This is a genomic window from Bradyrhizobium sp. F1.4.3 (genome assembly GCF_040548375.1).
Classification (GTDB): domain Bacteria; phylum Pseudomonadota; class Alphaproteobacteria; order Rhizobiales; family Xanthobacteraceae; genus Bradyrhizobium.
On the sequence record NZ_JBEPRN010000001.1, the window covers coordinates 1,180,299 to 1,201,621 of the forward strand.

General features: G+C 64.1%; 21 protein-coding genes and 1 pseudogene. 3 read left to right on the top strand and 19 right to left on the bottom strand.

Features of this window, described 5'->3' with window-relative positions; all coding sequences use genetic code 11:
* Positions 1-39: 39 nt before the first annotated feature.
* The 8 genes from ABIB73_RS05770 to ABIB73_RS05805 all read right to left on the bottom strand — a co-directional run bounded on the left by ABIB73_RS05770 (position 40) and on the right by ABIB73_RS05805 (position 9,301).
* Positions 40-810, bottom strand: coding sequence for a polysaccharide deacetylase family protein (locus ABIB73_RS05770; protein ID WP_354222083.1), 771 nt, complete (start codon positions 808-810; stop codon positions 40-42).
* Positions 807-1,652, bottom strand: a complete 846-nt coding sequence (locus ABIB73_RS05775; RefSeq protein ID WP_354222084.1) for a polysaccharide deacetylase family protein — start codon at positions 1,650-1,652, stop codon at positions 807-809. Before ABIB73_RS05775 ends, ABIB73_RS05770 begins: the two co-directional genes overlap by 4 nt.
* On the bottom strand, positions 1,649-3,112 hold the full coding sequence (locus ABIB73_RS05780; protein ID WP_354222085.1) for an ABC transporter substrate-binding protein: 1,464 nt from the start codon (positions 3,110-3,112) through the stop codon (positions 1,649-1,651). The genes ABIB73_RS05775 and ABIB73_RS05780 overlap by 4 nt, the downstream gene beginning before the upstream one ends.
* 91 nt (positions 3,113-3,203) lie before the next feature.
* Positions 3,204-4,811, bottom strand: coding sequence for a dipeptide ABC transporter ATP-binding protein (locus ABIB73_RS05785; RefSeq protein ID WP_354222086.1), 1,608 nt, complete (start codon positions 4,809-4,811; stop codon positions 3,204-3,206).
* Positions 4,808-5,620 carry an ABC transporter permease gene (locus ABIB73_RS05790; RefSeq protein WP_354222087.1) on the bottom strand — a complete coding sequence of 271 codons (813 nt, stop codon included), beginning with the start codon at positions 5,618-5,620 and terminating at the stop codon, positions 4,808-4,810. Before ABIB73_RS05790 ends, ABIB73_RS05785 begins: the two co-directional genes overlap by 4 nt.
* Positions 5,617-6,561: an ABC transporter permease gene (locus ABIB73_RS05795; protein ID WP_354222088.1), complete on the bottom strand. Its 945-nt coding sequence runs from the start codon at positions 6,559-6,561 to the stop codon at positions 5,617-5,619. The genes ABIB73_RS05790 and ABIB73_RS05795 overlap by 4 nt, the downstream gene beginning before the upstream one ends.
* A gap of 14 nt (positions 6,562-6,575) precedes the next feature.
* A complete protein-coding gene (locus tag ABIB73_RS05800) occupies positions 6,576-8,141 on the bottom strand; it encodes an ABC transporter substrate-binding protein (RefSeq protein ID WP_354222089.1) in 1,566 nt (521 codons plus the stop codon).
* Positions 8,141-9,301, bottom strand: a complete 1,161-nt coding sequence (locus ABIB73_RS05805) for a C45 family autoproteolytic acyltransferase/hydrolase (protein WP_354222090.1) — start codon at positions 9,299-9,301, stop codon at positions 8,141-8,143. Before ABIB73_RS05805 ends, ABIB73_RS05800 begins: the two co-directional genes overlap by 1 nt.
* A gap of 53 nt (positions 9,302-9,354) precedes the next feature.
* Between ABIB73_RS05805 and ABIB73_RS05810 the strand changes: the two genes are divergently transcribed.
* Positions 9,355-10,287 carry a GntR family transcriptional regulator gene (locus ABIB73_RS05810; protein ID WP_354222091.1) on the top strand — a complete coding sequence of 311 codons (933 nt, stop codon included), beginning with the start codon at positions 9,355-9,357 and terminating at the stop codon, positions 10,285-10,287.
* 24 nt (positions 10,288-10,311) lie between these two features.
* Positions 10,312-11,652, top strand: a complete 1,341-nt coding sequence (gene aptA / locus ABIB73_RS05815) for an omega-aminotransferase AptA (protein ID WP_354222092.1) — start codon at positions 10,312-10,314, stop codon at positions 11,650-11,652.
* A gap of 216 nt (positions 11,653-11,868) precedes the next feature.
* On the opposite strand, the pseudogene ABIB73_RS05820 reads toward aptA, so the two are convergent.
* The 11 genes and pseudogenes from ABIB73_RS05820 to ABIB73_RS05870 form a co-directional block, all read right to left on the bottom strand.
* Positions 11,869-12,075, bottom strand: a pseudogene (locus ABIB73_RS05820) (flavin reductase); the annotation flags it as partial.
* A 215-nt stretch (positions 12,076-12,290) separates the two neighbouring features.
* Positions 12,291-13,232 carry a dihydrodipicolinate synthase family protein gene (locus ABIB73_RS05825; protein ID WP_502918390.1) on the bottom strand — a complete coding sequence of 314 codons (942 nt, stop codon included), beginning with the start codon at positions 13,230-13,232 and terminating at the stop codon, positions 12,291-12,293.
* 14 nt (positions 13,233-13,246) lie between these two features.
* On the bottom strand, positions 13,247-14,026 hold the full coding sequence (locus ABIB73_RS05830; protein ID WP_354222094.1) for an amino acid ABC transporter ATP-binding protein: 780 nt from the start codon (positions 14,024-14,026) through the stop codon (positions 13,247-13,249).
* Between the two features lie 23 nt (positions 14,027-14,049).
* Positions 14,050-14,781 (bottom strand): amino acid ABC transporter permease, encoded by a 732-nt coding sequence (locus ABIB73_RS05835; RefSeq protein WP_354222095.1) that lies wholly within the window; start codon positions 14,779-14,781, stop codon positions 14,050-14,052.
* A 17-nt stretch (positions 14,782-14,798) separates the two neighbouring features.
* Positions 14,799-15,635 carry an ABC transporter substrate-binding protein gene (locus ABIB73_RS05840; RefSeq protein WP_354222096.1) on the bottom strand — a complete coding sequence of 279 codons (837 nt, stop codon included), beginning with the start codon at positions 15,633-15,635 and terminating at the stop codon, positions 14,799-14,801.
* A 121-nt stretch (positions 15,636-15,756) separates the two neighbouring features.
* Positions 15,757-16,059 carry a hypothetical protein gene (locus tag ABIB73_RS05845; RefSeq protein WP_354222097.1) on the bottom strand — a complete coding sequence of 101 codons (303 nt, stop codon included), beginning with the start codon at positions 16,057-16,059 and terminating at the stop codon, positions 15,757-15,759.
* A gap of 11 nt (positions 16,060-16,070) precedes the next feature.
* Positions 16,071-17,012 carry a dihydrodipicolinate synthase family protein gene (locus ABIB73_RS05850; protein WP_354222098.1) on the bottom strand — a complete coding sequence of 314 codons (942 nt, stop codon included), beginning with the start codon at positions 17,010-17,012 and terminating at the stop codon, positions 16,071-16,073.
* Positions 17,013-17,020: 8 nt separating this feature from the next.
* Complete coding sequence (locus ABIB73_RS05855; protein WP_354222099.1) at positions 17,021-17,452, bottom strand: MaoC/PaaZ C-terminal domain-containing protein; 432 nt, start codon at positions 17,450-17,452, stop codon at positions 17,021-17,023.
* 3 nt (positions 17,453-17,455) lie between these two features.
* Complete coding sequence (locus ABIB73_RS05860) at positions 17,456-17,863, bottom strand: MaoC/PaaZ C-terminal domain-containing protein (protein ID WP_354222100.1); 408 nt, start codon at positions 17,861-17,863, stop codon at positions 17,456-17,458.
* A gap of 10 nt (positions 17,864-17,873) precedes the next feature.
* Positions 17,874-19,037 carry an acyl-CoA dehydrogenase family protein gene (locus ABIB73_RS05865; protein WP_354222101.1) on the bottom strand — a complete coding sequence of 388 codons (1,164 nt, stop codon included), beginning with the start codon at positions 19,035-19,037 and terminating at the stop codon, positions 17,874-17,876.
* Positions 19,034-20,224, bottom strand: coding sequence for a CaiB/BaiF CoA transferase family protein (locus ABIB73_RS05870; protein ID WP_354222102.1), 1,191 nt, complete (start codon positions 20,222-20,224; stop codon positions 19,034-19,036). The genes ABIB73_RS05865 and ABIB73_RS05870 overlap by 4 nt, the downstream gene beginning before the upstream one ends.
* Before the next feature lie 194 nt (positions 20,225-20,418).
* Between ABIB73_RS05870 and ABIB73_RS05875 the strand changes: the two genes are divergently transcribed.
* Positions 20,419-21,321, top strand: coding sequence for a LysR family transcriptional regulator (locus tag ABIB73_RS05875; RefSeq protein ID WP_354222103.1), 903 nt, complete (start codon positions 20,419-20,421; stop codon positions 21,319-21,321).
* The last annotated feature ends 2 nt before the right edge of the window (positions 21,322-21,323 follow it).

Below are 21,323 nucleotides of genomic sequence, written 5' to 3' on the forward strand. Positions count from 1 at the left end.
CACGATCGAGAATTGTCCCCCTGGCGCCAAGAGCGGCACTCAAGAGCTGAATTGGTTCATGACCTCTTCGCAGGTCAGGAACGAGATACCGTCAAGATCGCGTAGCCATGTCAGCAACCCGTCCAGGGCGGCAACTCGGCTGGCCCGCGCACTACCATAATCGCTGCGTGGGTGCAGCGTCAGCGTGATCAGGCAACGCTCGCGATACATGGCCTCGATCTCCTCGCGCCACATCTTCATGACGCGATCATGCGTCTGCCGCTGGCCGTAGAGCGTTGCGTCGATCAGAATCTCCGCATGCGGCACCTCGACCATGCCGCGACCGCCATCGGCGTCGAGCCGGTAGGGATGATCGTCGTCCTGGAAGCTCGCATCATAGCGATAGCCAAGATCGGCAAGATGTCCGAGCGTGTGCTCTGTGAGACGGCCGTGCGGTGCCCGAAATCCGCGCGGCGGCTGGCCCACGATCCGCGAGAGCGTGGCATGCGTACGCTCCAGCAGCGCCCGTTCGTCGATTGCCGCCGCATCCATCTCCTCCATCGCCCAGCCATGCGCAGCAATCTCATGTCCGCGGCCGGCAAGGGCGGCGACATAGGAGGGGTTGCCCTCCGCCTCAGCACCGGGAACGAACACGGTGGACTTGATGCCGTGGCGATCGAGCACGCCGAACAGCCGCTCGCAACCGACGGCATAGGCGTATTTTCCGTACGAGGCGCGGCCGAACAGGGCGTCCTCACCAAGCTGAGTCAGTTCGACCGTCTTGCCCTGGAGATTGACGGTCACGACGACTGGAACGATCGGCTTCGTCATTGTCCGCTCCAGTCCCGCCGCCAGTCAGACGGGCGCTTCAGGCACCATTCTGCCAGCTCCAGCATACCGACGAAGCGCACGCCTTCGTGCCGCTTGGCATATTCGATCAGGCGCTCGACCGCCGCGACACGCGCCGGCGAGCCGGACCCATAACCAACACGCGGGTGGAAGGTCAGGTTGTAGTAGCCGCCCTCCTCGTAGATCGCGTCGAACTCTTGTTGCCAATGCGCCAGAACTTCCGACGGGGGCGTGTAGCTGACGCGATAGAACGGGAAATCGTCGAGGCTTGATGTGTTGTTGGGCAGGCAGACGTAATCGCTCCGCTCCTCACCGTCGTAGCGCGCGAGATACGGCAGGTCGAAATCCTTGTCGCTGGAATCGTAGACATAGCCGAGCTCGCGCAGCTTTCGCAGCGTGCGCGCGGTCTTGTGCCCGGATGGCGACCGCCATCCTCTTGGCGCGATGCCCGTGACCTCCGCCAAAAGCCGGTGCGTTCGCTCCAAGAGCTCCGGCTCTGCATCGCCGGGATCGACGCCCTCATGCAGATAGCCGTGAGAGCCGATCTCGATGCCCGATCGCGCGATGTCGCGGACGAGATCCGGGCTTTCCTCGGCGTCATAGCCGGAGACATAAAACGTCCAGGGCACGTTCTGGCGCGCGAACATATCGACGAAGCGCGGGATGCCGCATTTGGCAGAATAGCGGCCATGCGAGCGGGCGCCGAACGGCAATTGGCCGCGGCCACGTTCCAGCGACGTACCGTCGAAATCGAGCGTGAGGCCGACGACGCAGCGCGCGCCGTCCGGCCAGGAATGGTGTTTGCGCTGGGCAAGAGGGATCATCTGACGACCTCGACATTCCAGAACCGGGGCTTGCGGCCTGGCCATGGCGCGTAGCCGCGCACCGCCGGTGAGACCGCGGAGACGTTGACGCCGGAACTCCACACGATCATCGGCGCGTCATCGACAAAGAGCTTGTGGAGCGCATCGAACAGCGGCTGGCGTGCCTCCGGCGCGGCCGTCTCCATCAGCCTCGCCAGCAACTCCATCGCCTCGGCCCTGCCCCAGACACGATCTGGCTGCGCGCCCTTGTCGCCGATGAAGCGGTCAAGGCCGAAGGCCGGATCGAGATAGGGCGTGTAGTTCCACACCATGAGCTGATAGTCGCCCTTGTTGTAGCGGCTGAGCTGGGTCGCGAATTCGACGACCTCGACAATGAGGTTCAGCCCAGCCTGCTCCGCCATCGCCTGCGCCAGCACGGCGACGTCGTTCATCACCGGAAAGCGCGAATTGGTGGTGATCCTGATCGGCTCGCCCTTGTAGCCCGCCTCGGCAAGGAGCTTCTTCGCGCGCGCGATGTCGAGGCTGTAACCGGCCTGCTCCACCGCCCCGTAATAGCGGCTCGATAGCGGAACCAGCGAGGTGCTTGGCTTGGCGTAACCGTCGGTCAAGCTGTCGCTCATGCTCGGATAGTCGAGCGAGGCCGCAATCGCTTCGCGAATGCGCTTGTCCTTCAACGATGGATCGTTCGTCTGCATCACGATCGCGTTCAACGAGGCGACCGGCGCCGATTCAATCACCAGACCCGCCGCCTTCAGCTCACCAGCGAATTTCGGATCCGCTGACGGCCAAAGGTCGAGATTGCCGGACTGGATCGCGGCCTTCGCCGCCGCTGGGTCTGGAACGATCGACAGCCTGACACGATCGACCTTCGCAAGCTTGGCCCCGGCAAGGCCGTCGGCCGGCTCGCCACGCGGGGCATAGGCCTCGTTGCGGGCAAGCTCGACGAACTGGCCGCGGCGCCAATCGGCGAGCTTGAACGGACCAGTACCGATCGCCTTCTGCCAGGAACCGTCGGCACCGACCGAGTCCGGATGTGCAATGCCGGTACCGTCGCAATCGGCCCGCGCCATCGTGCTGAGGAAGGAGCCGCTTGGCTCGGCGAGCCGGAATGCGACCTGGTCCGGCGACGGCGCAGTAATCTCGACGATCTTGATCTTCCGCGTGCCGTCGAAATTGGTTCGGCACGGCCAGCCGGATTTCGGATCGAGGAAGTGCTCCCAGGTCCAGACCACCTCCCGCGAGGTCAGGGGCGCGCCGTTGTGGAAGGTCACACCATCGCGCAGTGTAAAAGTGTAGGTCCGGTCGTCCGCCGACGTCTCGATCGCCTTTGCCAGCATCGGCGCGACGGTGCCGTCGCTGCGCCAGGCGACCAGGCCCTCATAGATCTGCTGAAGAACGAGGCCGGTGTTGTCGTCGGGACTGTTGCCCGGCATCAAGCCTCGAATGTCAGTGGTGATCATGCTACGCAAGACACTCTCGGCGCGGACCGCGGGCAGCGATGCAAGCATCAGAGAAAACGCAACAACCAACCGCTTCATACGCAAATCCTGTTCAGCCCGAGGCCTGCGCCGCTGCCGTCCCGGCGAAATCCAGCACGGGCGCTGCCGCGAGCAGCGCTTTGGTGTAGTCGTGCTGCGGGCGATCGAAAATATCGTCGCGCGAACCCTGCTCGACGATCCGGCCACCCTGCATCACCACGACCCGATCGGCGACCTGCTCGACGGCTGCGAGATCATGGCTGATGAACAGGCACGCGAAGCCGTATTGCGCCTGGAGCCGCTCGAACAATTTTAGCACCTGGGCCTGGATGGTCATGTCGAGTGCCGACACGGGTTCGTCCGCGACCACGAAGGCCGGCTGGCGCACGATGGCACGCGCGATCGCGACCCGCTGCCGCTGACCGCCCGACAATTCATGCGGCCAACGCCTGCCAAGGCCCGTGAGCCCGACCTCCTCCAGCATTGCCTCCACCCGCCTGTCCCGCTCACCCGCCGCCAATTGCGGCACGTGGCGCAGCGGCTCGGCGACGATCTCGCCGACGCGCATGCGCGGATCGAGCGACGAATAAGGATCCTGGAATACGAGTTGCGAGGCGAGGCGGAAGTCGCGGTCGACGGTCGCGGTCACATCCCTGCCCCGAAACCTGATCTCGCCGCCCGATGTCGGAATAAGACGCAACATGGCCCGACCGAGCGTCGTCTTGCCCGAGCCACTGCCGCCGACGACAGCGACCGTCTCGCCTGCGGCGATGTCGAGATCGACGCAATTGACGGCCGAGACGCCGGCGTCGCGCCGGAACAACCGTTGCCGCCCTCCGAAGCCGACCTTGAGGCCTCGCACGCTGACGAGCGGCTCTCCGCTTTGCTGCGCCTTCGTAATGGCACCGCGGCGCGGCAAGGCCTCAACCAACCGCTTGGTATAGGCCTCGTGCGGCGAGAACAGGATTTGTCGGCTCGTGCCGGTCTCGACCATCTTGCCCTGGCGCAGCACCAGCGCGCGCTGCGCATAGCGCGACACCAGCCCGAGATTGTGGGTAATCAACATCACCGAGGTGCCGTGGTCACGCGCGAGCCCGACCATCAGGTCGAGCACCTCGCGCTGGGTCAGGGTGTCCAGCGCCGTGGTCGGCTCGTCCGCGATCAGGAGCTTCGGCTTCAGCAGCATCACTGAGGCGAGCATGATGCGCTGGCGCATGCCGCCCGAAAATTCATGCGGATAGGCATCATACGTCCGCTCGGGATCGCGGATCTGCACGCGCTCCAGCATATCAAGGCAGCGGCGCCTGATCTCACGCCTTCCAATCCGCTCGTGCAGGCCGAGCCCCTCGGCCATCTGCGCACCGACGCTGATCGCAGGATTGAGCGAGACCATCGGCTCCTGGAACACCATGCCGACGACGGGCCCGCGCAGCGCGCGCATGCGGCGCGCCGAGGTGGTCGCGAGGTCGACGCCGTCGAGCACGATACGCCCGCCAGCCTTGCGAAGGCCCGGCGGCAACAGGCCTAGCACGGCACGCGCCGCTGCCGTCTTGCCGCTGCCGGATTCGCCGACGACGGCCAGAAACTCGCCGCGTTCGACGGCGAAGGAGACGTCATCGACGACCAGAGCCTTGCGCGCGGACGCCTCGATGCTCAGATTCTCGACTGTGAGCAGCGTCATCCGTGCGCCATCCTGGGATCGAGTCGATCGCGCAAGGAATCGCCGAGCAAGTTGATGCCGAGCAGCGTGAGCGCGATGCACAGCCCCGGCGCAATCGAGAGCCAGGCCGCCGTTTCCATGAACGGACGGCTCGCCGCCAGCATATTGCCCCAGGTCGGCGCCGGCGGCGGCACGCCAAGTCCCAGGAAGCTTAGCGCACTCTCGGCCAGCAGCACCCAGCCGAACATGCTGGTCGCGAGCACCGCGACCGGCGCAATCGCGTTCGGCATCACGTGGCGGACCATCGAGTAGACCTCCGAATTGCCGATCACGCGCGAGGCCTCGACATATTCCTTCTCGCGGATCGACAGCACGGTGCCGCGCACAACGCGGACGACCGACGGGATGTAAGCAAGACCAAGCGCCAGGATGAGCCCGACCTTGTTGGCTCCGGCCACGATCATCACGGCGAGCGCCAGCAGGATGCCGGGGAACGCAAGGAGCGCGTCGTTGACCGCCATGATGATGCGGTCGGCCCAGCCTCTAATGTAACCGGCCGTGCAGCCGATCACCATGCCGGCCGCAACTGCCAGCAGCACCGTGACCAAGGCAATCACGACGCTGGCGCCTGCGCCGACCATGATACGGCTCAGCACGTCGCGGCCAAATTCATCCGTGCCGAGCCAGTGCAGTGACGACGGCGCCTGAAGCCGTGCGCGCAAATTGATGCGCAGCGGATCGAACGGCGTCCAGAAAACTCCGGTGACGGCCGCGCCGAGCAGGAGCGCCATGAGGATGCCGCCGATCGCGGTGTTGGCGCGCATCCTCATGCGACCGTCACCCGTGGATCGAACAGCGGATAGCAGAGGTCGACGATCAGATTGACCACGACATAGATTACGGCCGTGAACAGCAGGCAGCCCTGCACCACCGGATAGTCGCGCGCGAAGATCGAGTCGACCAGGAGCCGCCCGAGACCGGGCAGCGTGAACACGGTCTCGATCACGGCGATGCCCCCGAGGAGATGGCCGAGCACCAGCCCGATCAGCGTCCAGGTCGGCGCGAACGCGTTCGGTAGCACGTGTCTGGCGAGAACCCGCCATTCCGGCACGCCCTTAGCGCGCGCATGCGTCACGTATTCGAGCCGCAGCACCTCGATGGATGCGGCACGCGCCATGCGCGTGAGTACGCCGATCTCGACCATGGTCAGCGTTGCAATCGGCAGCACGATGAAGGTGGCTGCCTGCCAAAAATTCTCTGTAAATGGCACATAACCGATCACTGGCAGCCATTTCAGCTTGAGCCCGAACAGGAGCAGCAGCAGAAGGCCGAGCCAGAAGCTCGGTATCGACAAAAGCAGCGTGGCACCGCCGACAACGGACAGATCGAGCAGGCTGTTCTGCTTCCAGGCCGCGACGAGGCCGGCCGGGACCGCGATGCAGGCCGCTGTCGCAACCGCGACCAGCACGATGATCGCGCTGACCTGGAAGCGGTCGAGGATCAACGGCAGCACGGCAAGGTTGTTGGTGATGGAGTGCCCGAAATCGCCGGTCGCAAGCTTTGCGATCCAGTGCATGAACTGAAGCGGAATCGGCTGGTCGAGGCCGAGCTGGGCACGGAGCTGCACCGCCTGCGCGGGATCGGCGGCATCGCCGAGCATCACCTGCACGGGGTCACCGGGAATGAGCCGGACCAGCGCAAAGACCCCGATCGCGACCAGCAGCAGCGTCGGGATCGTCATGGCCAGCCGTCTTGCGAGGTAACCCAACATGGCGCCGCCCTTGCCTATTCGACCGTGACACCCCAGAACCGCGGCTCCGGATAGAGCCAGCCGGCATAGCCCTTGATGTTCTTGCGCAACGCCGTGAGCTCGGCGCCGTTGAACAGCACGATCATCGGTGCGTCGGCGATGAAACGACGGTGCATCTCGTCAAACAGCGTCTGCCGCTTCGCGGCATCGTCAATCATCATCGACTGCCGCAACATTTCCTGAGCATCCGGATTGTCCCAGACCTTGCGCGGCTGCGTCGCTTTCGGCCCGGTCAGCATCTCGAAGCTGAGCGAGGGGTCAAGCCGTGCGGAATAGACGAAGGCCATCGACTGGTAGTCGCCACGGTTATAGCGGTCGAGCTGGGCTGCCCAATCCATCACCTCAAGCTCGATATTGATCCCGACGCCCTGCGCCATCGCCTGCACCAGAACAGATGCGTCGAACACGAAGCTGTAGCGTTTGTTGGTGATCATCTTGATCGGCTGGCCGCGATATCCGGCCTCAGCGAGGAGTTTCTTCGCTTCCGCGATGTTTTGCGCATAGCCGTGCGATTGCGCCTCGCTGTAGAAGGGGCTACCGAGCGGCAGTGCGGAATTGTTGGGGCGCGCCGTTCCCTGCGTCACGGCGTCGACGAGCTGTGCGGTATCGATGGAGAGCGCGATGGCGCGCCGAATCCGCAAATCCTTCAGCAGCGGATCTTTGGTCTGGAACAGGATGCCGGTGAGGCCCAGCGCAGGCGTGATGCTGAGCTGCACGTCCGAGCGCGACTTGAGCTCTTCGAGATCGGGGATCGACAGACTCATGATGACGTCGAGCGAGCCACTCAAAAGGCCTGCCTTCGCGGCAGAGCTATCCGGGATCACGTTGAAGCGCACGCGATCGACCTTCACGTTCTTGGCCCCGGTGTAGCCGGTTCGTGGCTCGCCACGCGAGGCGTAGCCGTCGAAGCGAACGAGATCGATATACTGTCCCCGCTTCCACTCGCCGAGCTTGAACGGCCCGGTGCCGATCGGGGTGATCCACTTGCCGTCCGGCCCGACAGAATTCCGGTGAATGACTGCGGCCTGACCGCAATCTGGGCGCGCGAGGGTCGGCAGGAACAACGCCGTCGGCTGATCGAGCGTGATGGCGACAGTCTGCGGGTCCGCCGCTTCGATCTTCTCGATCCGCGCGATGCCGGTGGCGCCGAACTCGGACAGGCAGCGCCATTGCGTCGCCGGATCGAGCCACCGCTTGAACGACCAGACCACGTCATCCGCAGTCATGGTGGCGCCGTTGTGGAATTTGACGCCCTGCCGCAGGCGGAACGTGTAGGTCTTGCCTTCGTTCGAAACGGTCCAGCTGTCGGCCAGCATCGGGCCGATCGAGGTATCATCACGGAAGGCGACCAGCCCTTCGACGATGTGCGCGACCACCGCATCCGTGTTGGCGTCGCGATTGGTGCCGGGATCGGTCGAGCGGATGTCGGCGTTGAGCCGCGTCCTCAGCACGGTTTCGGCGCCGGCCTTCCCCAGCATCGCCGAGAGGGCCAGCGCGGCCAGACCGACCGCCCATGCCGGCGATGGCCGACGCCGATGCATCACGCCGTCCCCGCCGCAACCGACCGATCGAACGCTGCTCGCCCGATCTCGTCAATCTCAAGCCGGTACGTGGTGAACTCGCGATTGAGCGCCGGCAGCGGCGCCGCCTGCATCAGGCCACTCGCCGGCTCCATCAGGATCATCGCCACGGTGGCGCTGAGATTGTTGCTGAGATTGCGGCGCGGCGGGCGGCACACCGACCAGGGATAGGCGAACTCGTCGAACAGGGCGCTCTTGACGGTGTCGAAGGTGATCCTGCCGATATGCGGCTGGAGGAGATCGCGGACCCGAATGTCGCGGTAGAGACTGTCCGGCGTGTTGGCGATGCCGGTGTCCTTCAGCTTGCCGAGCGCGACCGGGCTGACGAAGTGATTGGCGTGCACCAGCAGGCCGTTTTGCGGATGCACCTGGAAGGTCTCGTCCGGCGCGCATTCGAAATCGATCGCCACACCCTCGCGATGGCTGACGATCATGTTGTTGGCCGCGGACTTTTTGGTGCAATAGACCGCGCGCATCGCCAGCGCGAGGTGCTCGTTCTCCAGCACCTTGCGGCGGATCAGCGCCAGGGGCACGCCGACCCGTCGATAGTCGCGGTCGCTCTCGAGGTAATTCGCGGTGATTGCGATGCCGACGGCATTGAAGCCGCAACGGCCGAGCGCGCCGGCCTCGGTGAAGGTCATGAGGTCCGGACCATCGTCGCGCCGGACTTTCAGCACCACCGCGGTTTCCGCGCATTCGCGCTTCCAGTCCCAATTCTGGGCATGGATCAGCCGGCCATTGCCCGCCGCCTGCGGCAGCACGACGACGCCGGTGCAGCCGTCTGGATCCTCCGGCGTCTTCAGACGCGCGCGGATCTCGGGATTCGCGAGCTTGATGATCTCAGTGCGCGCGTTGAGCAGGACGATATCCTCGAACGGAACATCGGCGCCCGAGGCAATGCCACGCATCTCCTCGATATAGCTCGGCTCGAACGCCTCGATGACGGGCAGATAATCCCGCACCAGCGCAGCCACGCCCTTCGCGTCGAGCGAAAGCTCCTTCAACTGCTTGAAGTAGTGCGATGTCCCTTTGCGGATGCGGTCCGCCGCCTTCTGCCCATATTGACGTCCACGCTCATGAGGAGGACCGGAGATCTCGATCAGGGGAAAGGGTTCGACCATGGACGCCAAGTTCCTTTTGCTTTCTCAGAGAGGCTAATGTATTTTGTCATGACATGAAACAAAAATCTTCAAGCCGAGAAAAGGCATCCCCAAGCCGTCTCCAGCGCGAATTATCCGCCGGGATCATCGACCTGATCCGGAGCGAGCGGCTTGTGCCCGGCACGCGACTCGCCGAGGTCGCGCTCGCCGACCGCCTTCATGTCTCACGCACGCCGGTACGCGCCGCACTGAAGCTGCTCGCAACCCGCAAGCTCGTGCACGCTGGCGCACGACGCGGGTATTTCGTCGCCGAGACGGCCCCTGCCCCGCACAAGACACCGCCAAAGCCGAGCCCCGATGATACCGACCGGCTGTTCCTCGCGATCGCACGTGATCGCCGCGCCGGTCGGCTGCCCGATGAGGTGTCCGAGCGCGACCTGATGCAGCGCTACGATGCGACACGGCCGGTCGTGCAGCGCGTGCTCAGCAAGCTTGCGGAGGTTGCCGCGGTCCAGCGCAAGCCGGGACATGGCTGGCGCTTCCAGCCAACCCTCGCGGATACACAAGCGCGCGACGAAAGCTATCGCTACCGCCTGCTGATCGAGCCGGCCGGCCTGCTCGAGCCAGGATTCCGGCTTGATCCGGCGTGGGCCGCCGACATGCGCCGCCAACATCAGGAGATGCTGGCGAGGCCGTGGAGCGACACGGCCAGTATCGCGCTCTACGAGATGAATGCGGCCTTTCATGAAGGCCTCGCCGCCGCATCCGGCAACCGCTATTTCCTGGTTGCCGTTCAGCAGCAGAACCGGCTGCGGCGCTTTGGCAACTACGACTGGACCTTCGGCCATGAGCGCGTGATCGTGAACTGCCGCGAGCATCTCGGCATTCTCGATCAGCTCGAAGCGGACCAGCACGAGGCCGCGGCCGCGCTTCTGAGACGGCACCTTGAAGGGGCCGCAAGGCTCAAGCGCAGCCCGGCCAATTCCGCCTCATCAAAGACCGCCTGAACACGTAAAAGAGTCTCCATGCCCATGAGTGCTTTCGCTTCTTCCAACAGCCCCCTCACCCGCGAGGCCATGGAGCCGTTCTGGCTGCCGATGACGCCGAACCGGCAGTTCAAGTCCAAGCCACGCATCTTCGTCGCCGCTGAGGGCATGCACTACGTCACCGACGACGGCCGGCGCATTCTCGACGGCATGGCGGGCCTCTGGTGCGTGAATGCCGGCCACGGACAGCGCCGGATCGTCGAGGCGATCCAGGCGCAGGCGGCAAAGCTCGACTTCGTCTCCTCGTTCCAGATGAGCCACCCAGCGGCCTTCGAACTCGCCCGGCGCATCACCGAGATCGCACCTGCGGGGCTCGACCACGTCTTCTTCACCAACTCCGGCTCGGAATCGGTCGATACTGCTCTGAAGATTGCGCGCGGCTACCACCGTGCTCGTGGCGAGGCCAGCCGCATCCGCTTTATCTCGCGCGCCAAAGCCTATCACGGCATGGGTTGGGGCGGCCTCTCGGTGAGCGGAATCGTCCGCCACCGCAGGGATTTCGGCCCGCTGCTCCCCGAGGTCGATCACCTCCCGCATACGCATGATCCGGATCATGCGGCGTTCTCCCGGGGACAGCCGCAATGGGGCGCACATTTTGCGGACGAACTCGCAAAACTGCTTCAAGTCCACGATCCCAGCACGATTGCCGCCGTCATCGTCGAACCTGTGACCGGCTCCGGCGGCGTGCTGCCGCCGCCGGTCGGCTATCTCGAGCGGCTCCGCCAGATTTGCGACCAACACAGCATTCTCCTGATCTTCGACGAAGTGATAACCGGCTTCGGACGCCTCGGCGCGGCCTTCGGTGCCAACGCCTTCGGCGTGACACCCGACCTCATCACCTGCGCCAAGGGCATGACCAACGCAGCCGTGCCGATGGGCGGCGTCATCGCCAGCGGCAGGGTTTACAACGCATTGATGCAGGGGCCGGACAACACGATCGAACTGCTCCACGGCTACACCTATTCGGCCCATCCGCTCGCCTGCGCGGCAGGCCTTGCTGCGCTCGACGTGTACCAGGATCTCGGCTTGTTCGAACGCGCGCGTCGCATCGCGCCGCTTTGGGAAACTGCCGCACATGCGCTCAAGGACGCGCCCCATGTCACGGACATCCGCAACATCGGTCTGCTGGCCGCGGTCGACCTGAAGGCGCGCGACGGAGCGACGGGCGCGCGCGGTGCGGAATGCGCCAACCGCTGCTATGACGACGGCATCCTGATTCGCGGCAGCGGCGACACGCTGCTGATCTCTCCGCCCCTAATCATCACGGAAGACCAGATCGAAGCGATCTTTTCTGCCATCCGATGCGCTCTGGTCGCGATCGACTGACGGTCGATTTCGGCAGTATTCAGCGTTGGTACGCATGATCGCGGCGGCCTCCTCCAGAAGGGGGTCTTAAGATCGATGTTCAGCTCGTCCCAGAGCGGATTCCAATGTCGGTTGTCATCGGATCTTTCTTGATCTTCCGGTGCACACGTCGTGCACACGCCACCTTCTAACTAATTGAAGGAATTACACTCTCGGTCCAGCCCATCATTGGCGCAGTACCACGTTGTTGCCAACAACGCTTACATATGCCGAGGATGCGCGGTTCATGCAGACCAGAAGCGTCGGCGGATCGTCGGTGACACTGCAGGCGGCTGACGCAGTGAAGCCTGCGCGACCTGCGGGACCGTCGGTCGTGACGATGCTGACCGCGGCGCCGAGACGTGCCATCGCGTCGCGATAGTCCTCTCGGACAATTTCCGTCATCTCCCCTCCCCACGTCCCGCAGCGAAGGACTGCGTGGTGAATGCAACCTCTCGCAGCACCTGCGCCAGGACGGACGCGCCGGCGGCGATCCCTGTTGCAGGAACGCGGACTGTTCCGCGCCGAATATAACGGGACGACGCTGCGCGATCACCTTGGTCTTACGCGGCCCGCGAATCCGTTCTTCCAGTCCTAGGCCGCCCTGCGAGCCGGAATCATCACTGTCCGGTGATCCGCAACGCTAGCTCGAGCGCGTGTTGCTCGCTCGGAGTCACGGGCGGCTGCGGCGGCCTCACCGCGTCGCATGAAAGCCGTCCGAGCAGTTTCAGGCAGGCCTTGAGCCGCACCGTCGCCCGTCCTCCGGGCGCATCACGGTAGATTGCGGCCGCAAGCGGGTACAGCTTTTCGTGCACGGCGCGAGCCCGCTCCCAGTCGTTGGCTTCGGCTGCATTCCAGAGGCTGACCACGAGCGCTGGCACGACACAGGCGAGACTGACCTGGCTGCCGGTTGAGCCGACGAGATAGCTCGTCATGAGATGTTCGTCTCCCGAGCCGAGCACGACGAATTCCGGGCGCAGCTTCCGGATCAGCCTAAAATTCTGTTCGTAGGCTGCGACCTCCCAGCTGCCTTCCTTGACCGCGACGAAGCGGCGGTCGGCGACGAGCTGCTCCAGCAGCGGCGGCGCGTAGGCCATGACTCCCGCACTGACCGGCGCGGCGTAGAGCATCAAGGGCAAGGTCGTCGCGTCGCGGATGCGCCGGTGATGCGCGATGACACAGTCATCGGCGTGGGCAAGCGCCCAGCTGTTGGGAGGAAACACCAGGAGCCCGTCCGCACCCGCCTGGTCCAGCGCGGCCGCCTCGCGCGCGGCCTCCAGGCTCGATTCATGGTTGACCCCGGAGACGATCAGACAGTTCTTCGGGGTGTGTTTGCGTGCGAGCTCCACCACGCGCCGCTTCTCGGCAAGTGACATCACGAAATTCTCGCCGGCATGGCCGTTGACCAGGAGACCATTGATGCCGGGCACGGTTGCGACCGAGGCCAGATGCGCAGCCAGCTTTGGCTCATCGATCTCGAAATCGGGCGTCATCGGCACGATCGTGGCGGCATGAATGCCGCGCAGGCGATCGCTGAAAGACGTGGTTGTCTCGCCGGACACCGCCGACATCCGCCCTAGTGAATGATCTGGTCGAGGAACGTTCTTGCCCGCTCGGACTTCGGATGCTTGAAGAACTCTTCCGGCGCGGCCTGCTCGACGATCTTCCCCTCGTTCATGAACACGATGCGGTCCGCAACTTCGCGGGCAAAGCCCATCTCGTGGGTCACGCACAGCATGGTCATGCCCTCCTCCGCGAGTTTTTTCATCGTCTCCAGCACCTCCTTGACCATCTCGGGGTCGAGCGCCGAGGTCGGCTCGTCAAACAGCATGATCTTCGGCCGCATGCACAGCGCGCGGGCGATGGCGACGCGCTGCTGCTGACCGCCGGACAACTGCCCGGGAAATTTGTCGGCCTGCTCTGGAATTCGAACTTTGGTCAGGAAATGCATGGCGAGCTCCTTTGCTTCCGCCTCTGTGATGCCGTTCACGGTCATCGGCGCGAGCATGCAATTCTCCAGCGTCGTCATGTGCGGAAACAGGTTGAAGCTCTGGAACACCATGCCGGTGTCGCGCCTGACAGCATCGATATTCTTCCGCTGGCGGTCGAGCTCGGTACCGTTGACGTAGATCAGCCCCTCGTCGTGCTTCTCGATATGATTGATGCAGCGGATCAGGGTGGACTTGCCCGAGCCGGAGGGACCGCAGACCACGATCTTCTCGCCCTTGGCAACCTTGAGATCGATCTCGTTGAGCGCAGTGAAGTCGCCGTAATGCTTGTACACGGCCTCCATGCGAACCGCTGGCACGTCGCGCATCTGCGTCTGCGTCATGTCGCTCTCGATACTGGTTGCCATCGCTGCATTCCCCAGTGGTGCGCTCATGCTCTGACCTCAACGCTCGCCTGTGCAACCGGCACTCTCGCCACGGCCCGCTTCGGCTTCACAGCGCTGGATCGACCGAAATGCTTCTCCAGCCGGCGCTGAACTGCATCCCAGACCGAGGTAAGGATCAGGTAATAGGCCGTTGCGGCGGCATAGACCTCCAGTATCTGGAAATGCTCCTGCATCAGCATGTCGCTACGACGCATGAGCTCTTCGACCGAGATGACGGACGCGAGCGAGGTTGCCTTCAGAAGCGAATTGATGGAGTTGCCGAGCGGCGGGATCATCAGCCGAAACGCCTGCGGCAGGGTCACGCGACGGAATGTCACCCATGGCGACAGGCTCAGGGCCCAGGCAGCTTCGCGCTGCCCGGCCGAGACGGCCATAAAACCGCTGCGCACGATCTCGGCGAGATAGGCCGCCTCGTTGAGGATCAGGCCGACGAGCGCGCAAGTGATCACGCTGAACTTGATCCCCAGTTGCGGCAAGCCGCTATAGATCACCACCAGCTGGATCAACAGCGGCGTGCCGCGGAAGAACCAGGTGTAGAACCGCGCCAGACCTGATAGCATCGGGTTGGACGACATGCGCATCAGCGCGATGCCCATGCCGAGGATCAATCCGCCGATGACGGCCGCCACCGTCAAGCCGATGGTGACGAGCACACCCTTCATCAGGAAGTAGTTGAAGAAGTAGTTGACGGCGGCCGTCGGACTGAAATGGCTCATCGGCGCGTCTCCGTGGTTCAGACCGGGCCGGGGCCGGCGATCGCAATCGGCTGATCCGCCGGCAGGCTGGTCAGGCCGAACTTGTCGAACAGCTTCTGGTAGCTGCCGTCCGCACGCATCGTGTTCAGCGCCTTGATGACGGCATCGGTGACCGTCTTGTTGCGGAACGCGAGTGCGGTGCGCGCAAGGCCGAGCCCGCTCAGCACTTCCTTGACGCGGCCGCGACCGACGAGATCCCGCGCCACGCTGTCGACGAGCAGCGCGTTGTCCACTTGTCCTGCGAGCAGTGCGCTCACGACGTTGGTCGCCGTCGGGAACGTGCGCATCTCGATAGCTGCGCCGCCCTTAGCCACATTCGCATCGCTGAGTTTCTTGAGCCAGTTCATCTGGTAGGTGCTGACCTCGACCGCGGACGTTTTCCCGATCAGGTCAGATTCGGTAGCAATTTTTGTGCCGCTGTCGGGCGCAACCACGACCGAAATCGCCTGATTTGCATAGGGCACCATGTACATCAGCTTCGAACGCTCCTCGGTCCAGAACATGCCGGTGTCGATGCCGTCGATTCGGCCCGCGGTCATGGCCGGGATCATCGCCGGAAAATCCATGCGGACGAGTTCGACCGGGAGACACAACCGCTTGCCGAGCTCGGTGGCGAGCTCCACGTTGAGGCCCTGCAACTGGCCGTCCTTGTCGACGAATTGCTGCGGCGGATTGGTCGGGTTGATGGAGAGCTGCAATTTCCCCGCCGCAATCAGATTGTCGTCGGTGATCGCTGGCGTGCATGCGGCATGCGCAGCAGTGGATGCGAGAACGAGTGCGGCGGCCGCACTCAGGCGAAGCAGAGTCGAGAGCATGTGATACCTCCAGTAAGACGCCAATAATCGATGCAGTTCCTCGCCCAGCTTTCCCCTCAACGTTCTTCGATGCCCCCGACCGGGTCTCCCGATACGGCAGGCTGCATCATCATCCATCCCCTCAGGCCGGTCCCGACATCGGCTTGAGCTGGATGCGCATGAAATTCTTCACCAGGGATTCGAATGGACCGAACCCCTTCACCTTCAAAAACTCTGGCGTCTCGAACGCCCAGCGTCCCGCAACTTCGTACATGGCCGCGTATTTTGGCCCGTCGCCGACCGAGACGAAGCGCTTTGCCGACAGCCAGCCGGGACAAGCGAGCAAATCTGGAAAATGCTCCTGCTCGTACCAGGCATTGAACGCAGCCTCATGCTCGGGATCGATGTCGACCCGTACGATGTGGATGAAGGCTTCGTCCCGCATAGGTTCGTCCCTCATCCCAAACTGATGTCGCCGGCCGCGCGCGCCACACTCACGGTCGTTGCAATGGCGTCGCACAGCGCGGGCAGAACAGGTAGCAGCGGCGGCCGTGGATCGGCGTTGCCGATCAGGCCGAGCGCCTTGAGCCCGACCTTCATGCGCGTGTGCATGTCCATGATCGGCGCAGGTCCATAGATCGCGCGGACGACCGGATAGAGCCGTTCATTGACCGCGCGCATCGCCTTGAGATCGTCGGCGACCGCAGCCTGCCAGAGCGCGATGAAGAGATGCGGTGCGAGACTGACGAGACCAGACAGAATGCCGTCGCCACCGACGGCAAGCTGCGGCAGGAACCAGTTGAAGTTCGACGGCAGGATCGCAACGGACGGGTCGGCCTGCTTCACCGCGCGCCGGTTCTCGTCATAGGCGAAGATGGTGTCGCTGCCTTCCTTGATGGCGATGACGCCATCGAGCGCCGCGATCTTCGCCAGCGTCTCCGGCGAATAGCCAAATCCGGTCGTCAACGGATACTGGAAGATCGACACTGGAATCCCGATGGCGGAACTGACAGCCTGCACATAAGCTACCGGTGCACGTGAGCTGGCCGATGCACCGCCGCCGAGCGGCGCCGGCGGGAACAACACGGCGCAATCGGCGCCGGCTGCCTCAGCAAGATGCGCCTGGTGGATCGCTTCCGCGGTCGAGTGCGCGATGATGCCGGCCAGCAACGGCTTGCCGCCGATATGCCTGCGTGTCCGCTCGATCACCGCCTGGCGCTCGTCATCCGAGAGCGAACCGCCCTCGCCGGCATGTCCGTTGACGAACACAGCTGCGATCCCGTCCGGACAGGCGCAGTAGTCGAGCACGCGGGCATAACCGTCCCAGTCGATCGCGCTATCGTCCTTGAAGGGCAGCACGGTGGCGACCGTGACGCCGCGCAGATCCGGTTTCTTCATCGGCTTGCTCATGACGGTTTGCGCCGCGGGAATTTCAGGCTCGCCCGCGCCTTCAGCACTTCGAGGCCGTTCTCGTTGCGGGCGCTGGCTTCCCAGATAATCGTGCGGGTCTCGTCGTGCTGTTCGGCGATCCAGACATCGAAGGTAAGTGTGTCGCCATAGAACACCGGCCCTGTGAACCAGAAGCGATCCTCCACCGACACGCCGATGGTGCCGACCAGTTCGCTGGTGAGAATGCTGGTGCAGAGGCCTGCGACCATGATCCCCGGCGCCAGCCTGCGGCCGAAACGCGTCGCGCCCGCATAGACCTCGTCGACATGGACGGGGCCGAAATCGCCGGTCGCGGCGATGTAGAGCGCGCCATCCGCCTCGGTGATGGTCTTGCTGAGGCTGACCCTGTCGTTGACCTTCAGATCGTCGAAGGACTTTGGCTCGTACATGGCTCAGCCCTTCGCGAAGGGAACGAGCGTCGCGGTGCCGTCCACCACGGTCGCGCCGGACGGCGACAATGTGCAGGTAATCCGGCAAGTCGCTTCGTCGCCGGCGACCGAGACGATCTCCGCCTTGGCTTCGACGGAATCGCCGACGATCACGGGCGCTGCAAAATTCAGCGCGATGCTGCCGATCCGCCGTGTCGGTCCGCCGAGCTGACTGAGGCAGGTGGTGGCGAGACCACCGACCGCGAGCTCGAAGGCGACCATGTTGGGGGCGCCTGCCTTTTTGGCGCGGATGGCATCGACATAGAGACCGCCGAGGTTGCCGCTGATACCGGTGAACATCGTCTGCTCGGCGACCGTCATGGTCTTGCGGAACGCGAACGCGGCGCCGGGCTTGAGAGGTGCGTGAGACATGAAACGTTCCCTAGAGCTGCAAGCCGTTCTTGATGGTGCTGCGTGCGACGAGCATGCGGTGGATCTCCGAGGTGCCGTCATAGATGCGGGTGACGCGGGCATCGCGATACATGCGCTCCAGCGGCAGGTCCTTGCTGAAACCCATGCCGCCGAATACCTGGATGGCGCGATCCACGACGCGGCCCTGCATCTCGGACGCCGCGACCTTGATCATCGAGACCTTGTCGCGCGCGTCCCGCCCCTGATCAATGTCCCAGGCGGCGTTCATCACCATCATCTTGACGCCGAAGATTTCGGTGGCGGAATCGGCGATCAATTTCTGCACCATCTGGAAGTCGCCGATCGCCTGGCCGAACTGGCGCCGCTCGCCGGCGTGCTTGCGCATCATCTCGAGCGCGCGCTGCGCCATGCCGATGGCACGCGCGCCGATATGAGCGAGACGGATCTGGAGAACGCTCTGCATGATCAGCTTGAAGCCCGCACCGACCTCGCCGAGCACGGCATCCTTGGGAATGCGGCAATCCTCGAACGACAGCTCGGCATGGCCGTAGCCACGATGGCCCATCATCGGCTGGGTGCGCGCGACCTTGAAGCCGGGCGTGCCGCGATCGACCAGGAACAGCGTGATGCCGCCCCGCGCCCGCTTGTCCTTGTCGGTCAGCGCCATCAGGATCACGTAGTCGGCGATGTCGCCATCGCTGATGAAGTGCTTGGTCCCGTTGAGCACCCATGCGTCGCCGTCCAGATGAGCGGTCGTACTGATCGACGCCGCGTCGGAGCCGGCGCCCGGCTCGGTGATCGCCATGGCGCAGATCTTGTCGCCCTTCACCGTTGGCAGCAGATAACGATCGACCTGCTCGCCCTTGCAGGCCATCAGCATCGGATACACCTGGCCGAACACGCGGCGGATCAGCGCATCCGAGGTCTTGCCGAATTCTTCCTCGACGAGACAATGCTCGACGCAGGACAGCCCGCCGCCGCCGATGTCGGCCGGCATGTTCATCGCATAGAGGCCGAGCTTCTGCGCCTTGGCCTTTGTCGTCGCCAGCGCGGCGGCCGGCACGGTGGCCGTCCGCTCCACCTCGTCCTCGAGCGGTTGTACTTCGGTCTCGACGAAGCGGCGGACGGTGTCGACCAGAAGGCGCGTATCTTCGGGCAGCGAAAAATCGATCATCGCGCCACCCCGACAGCCTTGCCTGCGACCATGACGTCGATCTCGGCGGCGCCGTAACCGATCTCGCCGAGTACCTCGCGCGTCTGCGCGCCGAGCCGCTGCGGCACCAGCCGCACCTCCGGCGTCTGCCCGTCATATCGCGCGGGATGCGCGACCATCCGGATCGGCACGCCCCCTGTACTCTCGGCGGTCTTGAACACGCCGAGGTGCTTGAGCTGGGGATCGCCTTCGAGATCGCGATAGTCCTGCACCGGCGCGTGCCATATCCGCGCGGCTTCAAGCACAGGCAACCATTCCGCCGTCGACTTCTGCTTCAGGCGCGCCGCGACGATCCCTGTGATCTCCTCGCGCTGAGAGAAGCTGTCGGCTTCACCGAACTGCTTCAGCTCGTCACTCGCGAGCGCCGTCGCCAACGCCTTGGGGGACGCCATGGAGATCGCGACATGGCCATCTGCCGTTGCATGAATGCCGTAGGGTCCGGGGCTGAACCACGCTGCGATGCCCGCCGGACCGCGCGGCGTCGGCGACGGCGCGCCGTTCAACCAGGCGGTCAATGGTTCAACCTGGAGGTCGATCGCAGCCTGATAGAGGTTGACCTCGACGAGCTGCCCCTTACTGGTCTTCGTCCTCGCGAACAGCGCCGCGAGAATGCTCATAGCATAGAGCGAGGCGGCATGCTGATCGACGATCACCGCGCCGACCGCGGTCGGCTCACCGTCGGCACGTCCCGTCCGCATCGCAAGACCGGACATTGCCTGAAGCAGGAGATCCTGGCCCGGGCGGTCCTTGTAGGGCCCTTCCGATCCGAACCCGGTCGCGACCGCATAGATCAGACCCGGGTTGATGGCCTTGAGCGCATCGTAGCCGAGGCCGAGCTTGGCCATGGTGCCTGGCCGGAAATTCTCCATCACCACGTCCGACGCCGCCACCAGCTTCTTTACCGCGGCGATTCCGTCGGGATGCTTGAGATCGACGGCGAGGCTGCGCTTGTTGCGCCCGGTCGCCAGATGATTGACGCTGTCGCCCGCGACGAAATGATTGGCGACCGCCCAGTTGCGCTGAAACGCGCCCTCGATCGGCTCGACCGCGATGACGTCGGCGCCGAGATCGGCGAGCGTCTGCGCCGCAAGCGGGCCCGCGAGATAATGATTGAAGCTGAGGATTTTGACGCCGTCGAGCAGGTTCATCCGTTCACTCACCATGCCTGGCGCGCGACTTGCGCGTTCGAAAACGCTTCGGTCGCAACGCTATATCTTCGCGTGAAGCGTAAGCTGACGCTCGAACCATCGACAACACCGCCATCAATTATTTTGCGAGCGAGGTTGATAACCGAAATCTATGATGCACACTGTGATCGCTCACCCATGACCGGACCATCCTCATGAATCTTCGACAGCTTGAAATCCTGCGCGCCGTGATGCGCACGCGTTCGACGGTTGCGGCGGCGAAGGATCTCGGCATGTCGCAGCCCGCGGTCAGCAACGCCATCAAGCACGCGGAGGCCGCGCTCGGTTTCCTGCTGTTCGACCGCATCAACAAGCGCATGATCCCGACGCAGGAGGCGCAGATCCTGCTCGCGGAAGCCGAGCCGCTGTTTTTGATGCAGGACCTCATCAGCCAGACGGCCGCGCATCTGCGTGCCGGCCGCAAGGGACGGATGCGGATCGTTGCCACATCTGAATTGTCGGAATCGCTGCTGCCACAGGTCGTCGCGCGTTTCAGCCGCGACCACGGCGGCGTCGAGATTTCGCTCGAGACACAGCGCCTCGACGACCTCCTGGAATATGTCGAGACCGGCATCGTCGACATCGGCTTTGCCATGGAGCCGCATCCGCGCCCGACGCTGGACTATCTGCCGCTGGCGCAGCTCGACATGGTCTGCGCGTGCCCGGCCGACAGCCCGCTCGCGCAGTTGAGCTTCGTCAGTCCCACCGATCTGGGCGACACGCCGCTGATCAATGCCCGCACATCCAGCCGCATCAGCAGCCTGATCCAAGAGGCTTTTCGCCGCAGCGCGGTCAATTTCGCACCCGCCATCGACGTGCGCTTCATGAACGTCGCCGGGCATTTCGTCGAGGAAGGGCTTGGAGTTACGATCATGGACGAGCTCACAGCGTCCTCGACGCGCTACAGCCGCCTCAGAAGCGTGCCGTTCAAGCCGAAGACCGAGGTCACGGTATCTGCCATCGTGCCGTCCGGCCGCATGCAGCAGCGGCTGACGCAATCCCTGATCAGGCACGCGCGCGAAGAGATCGCGGCGCGGATTGCGGTGGCGCGGCAATGACG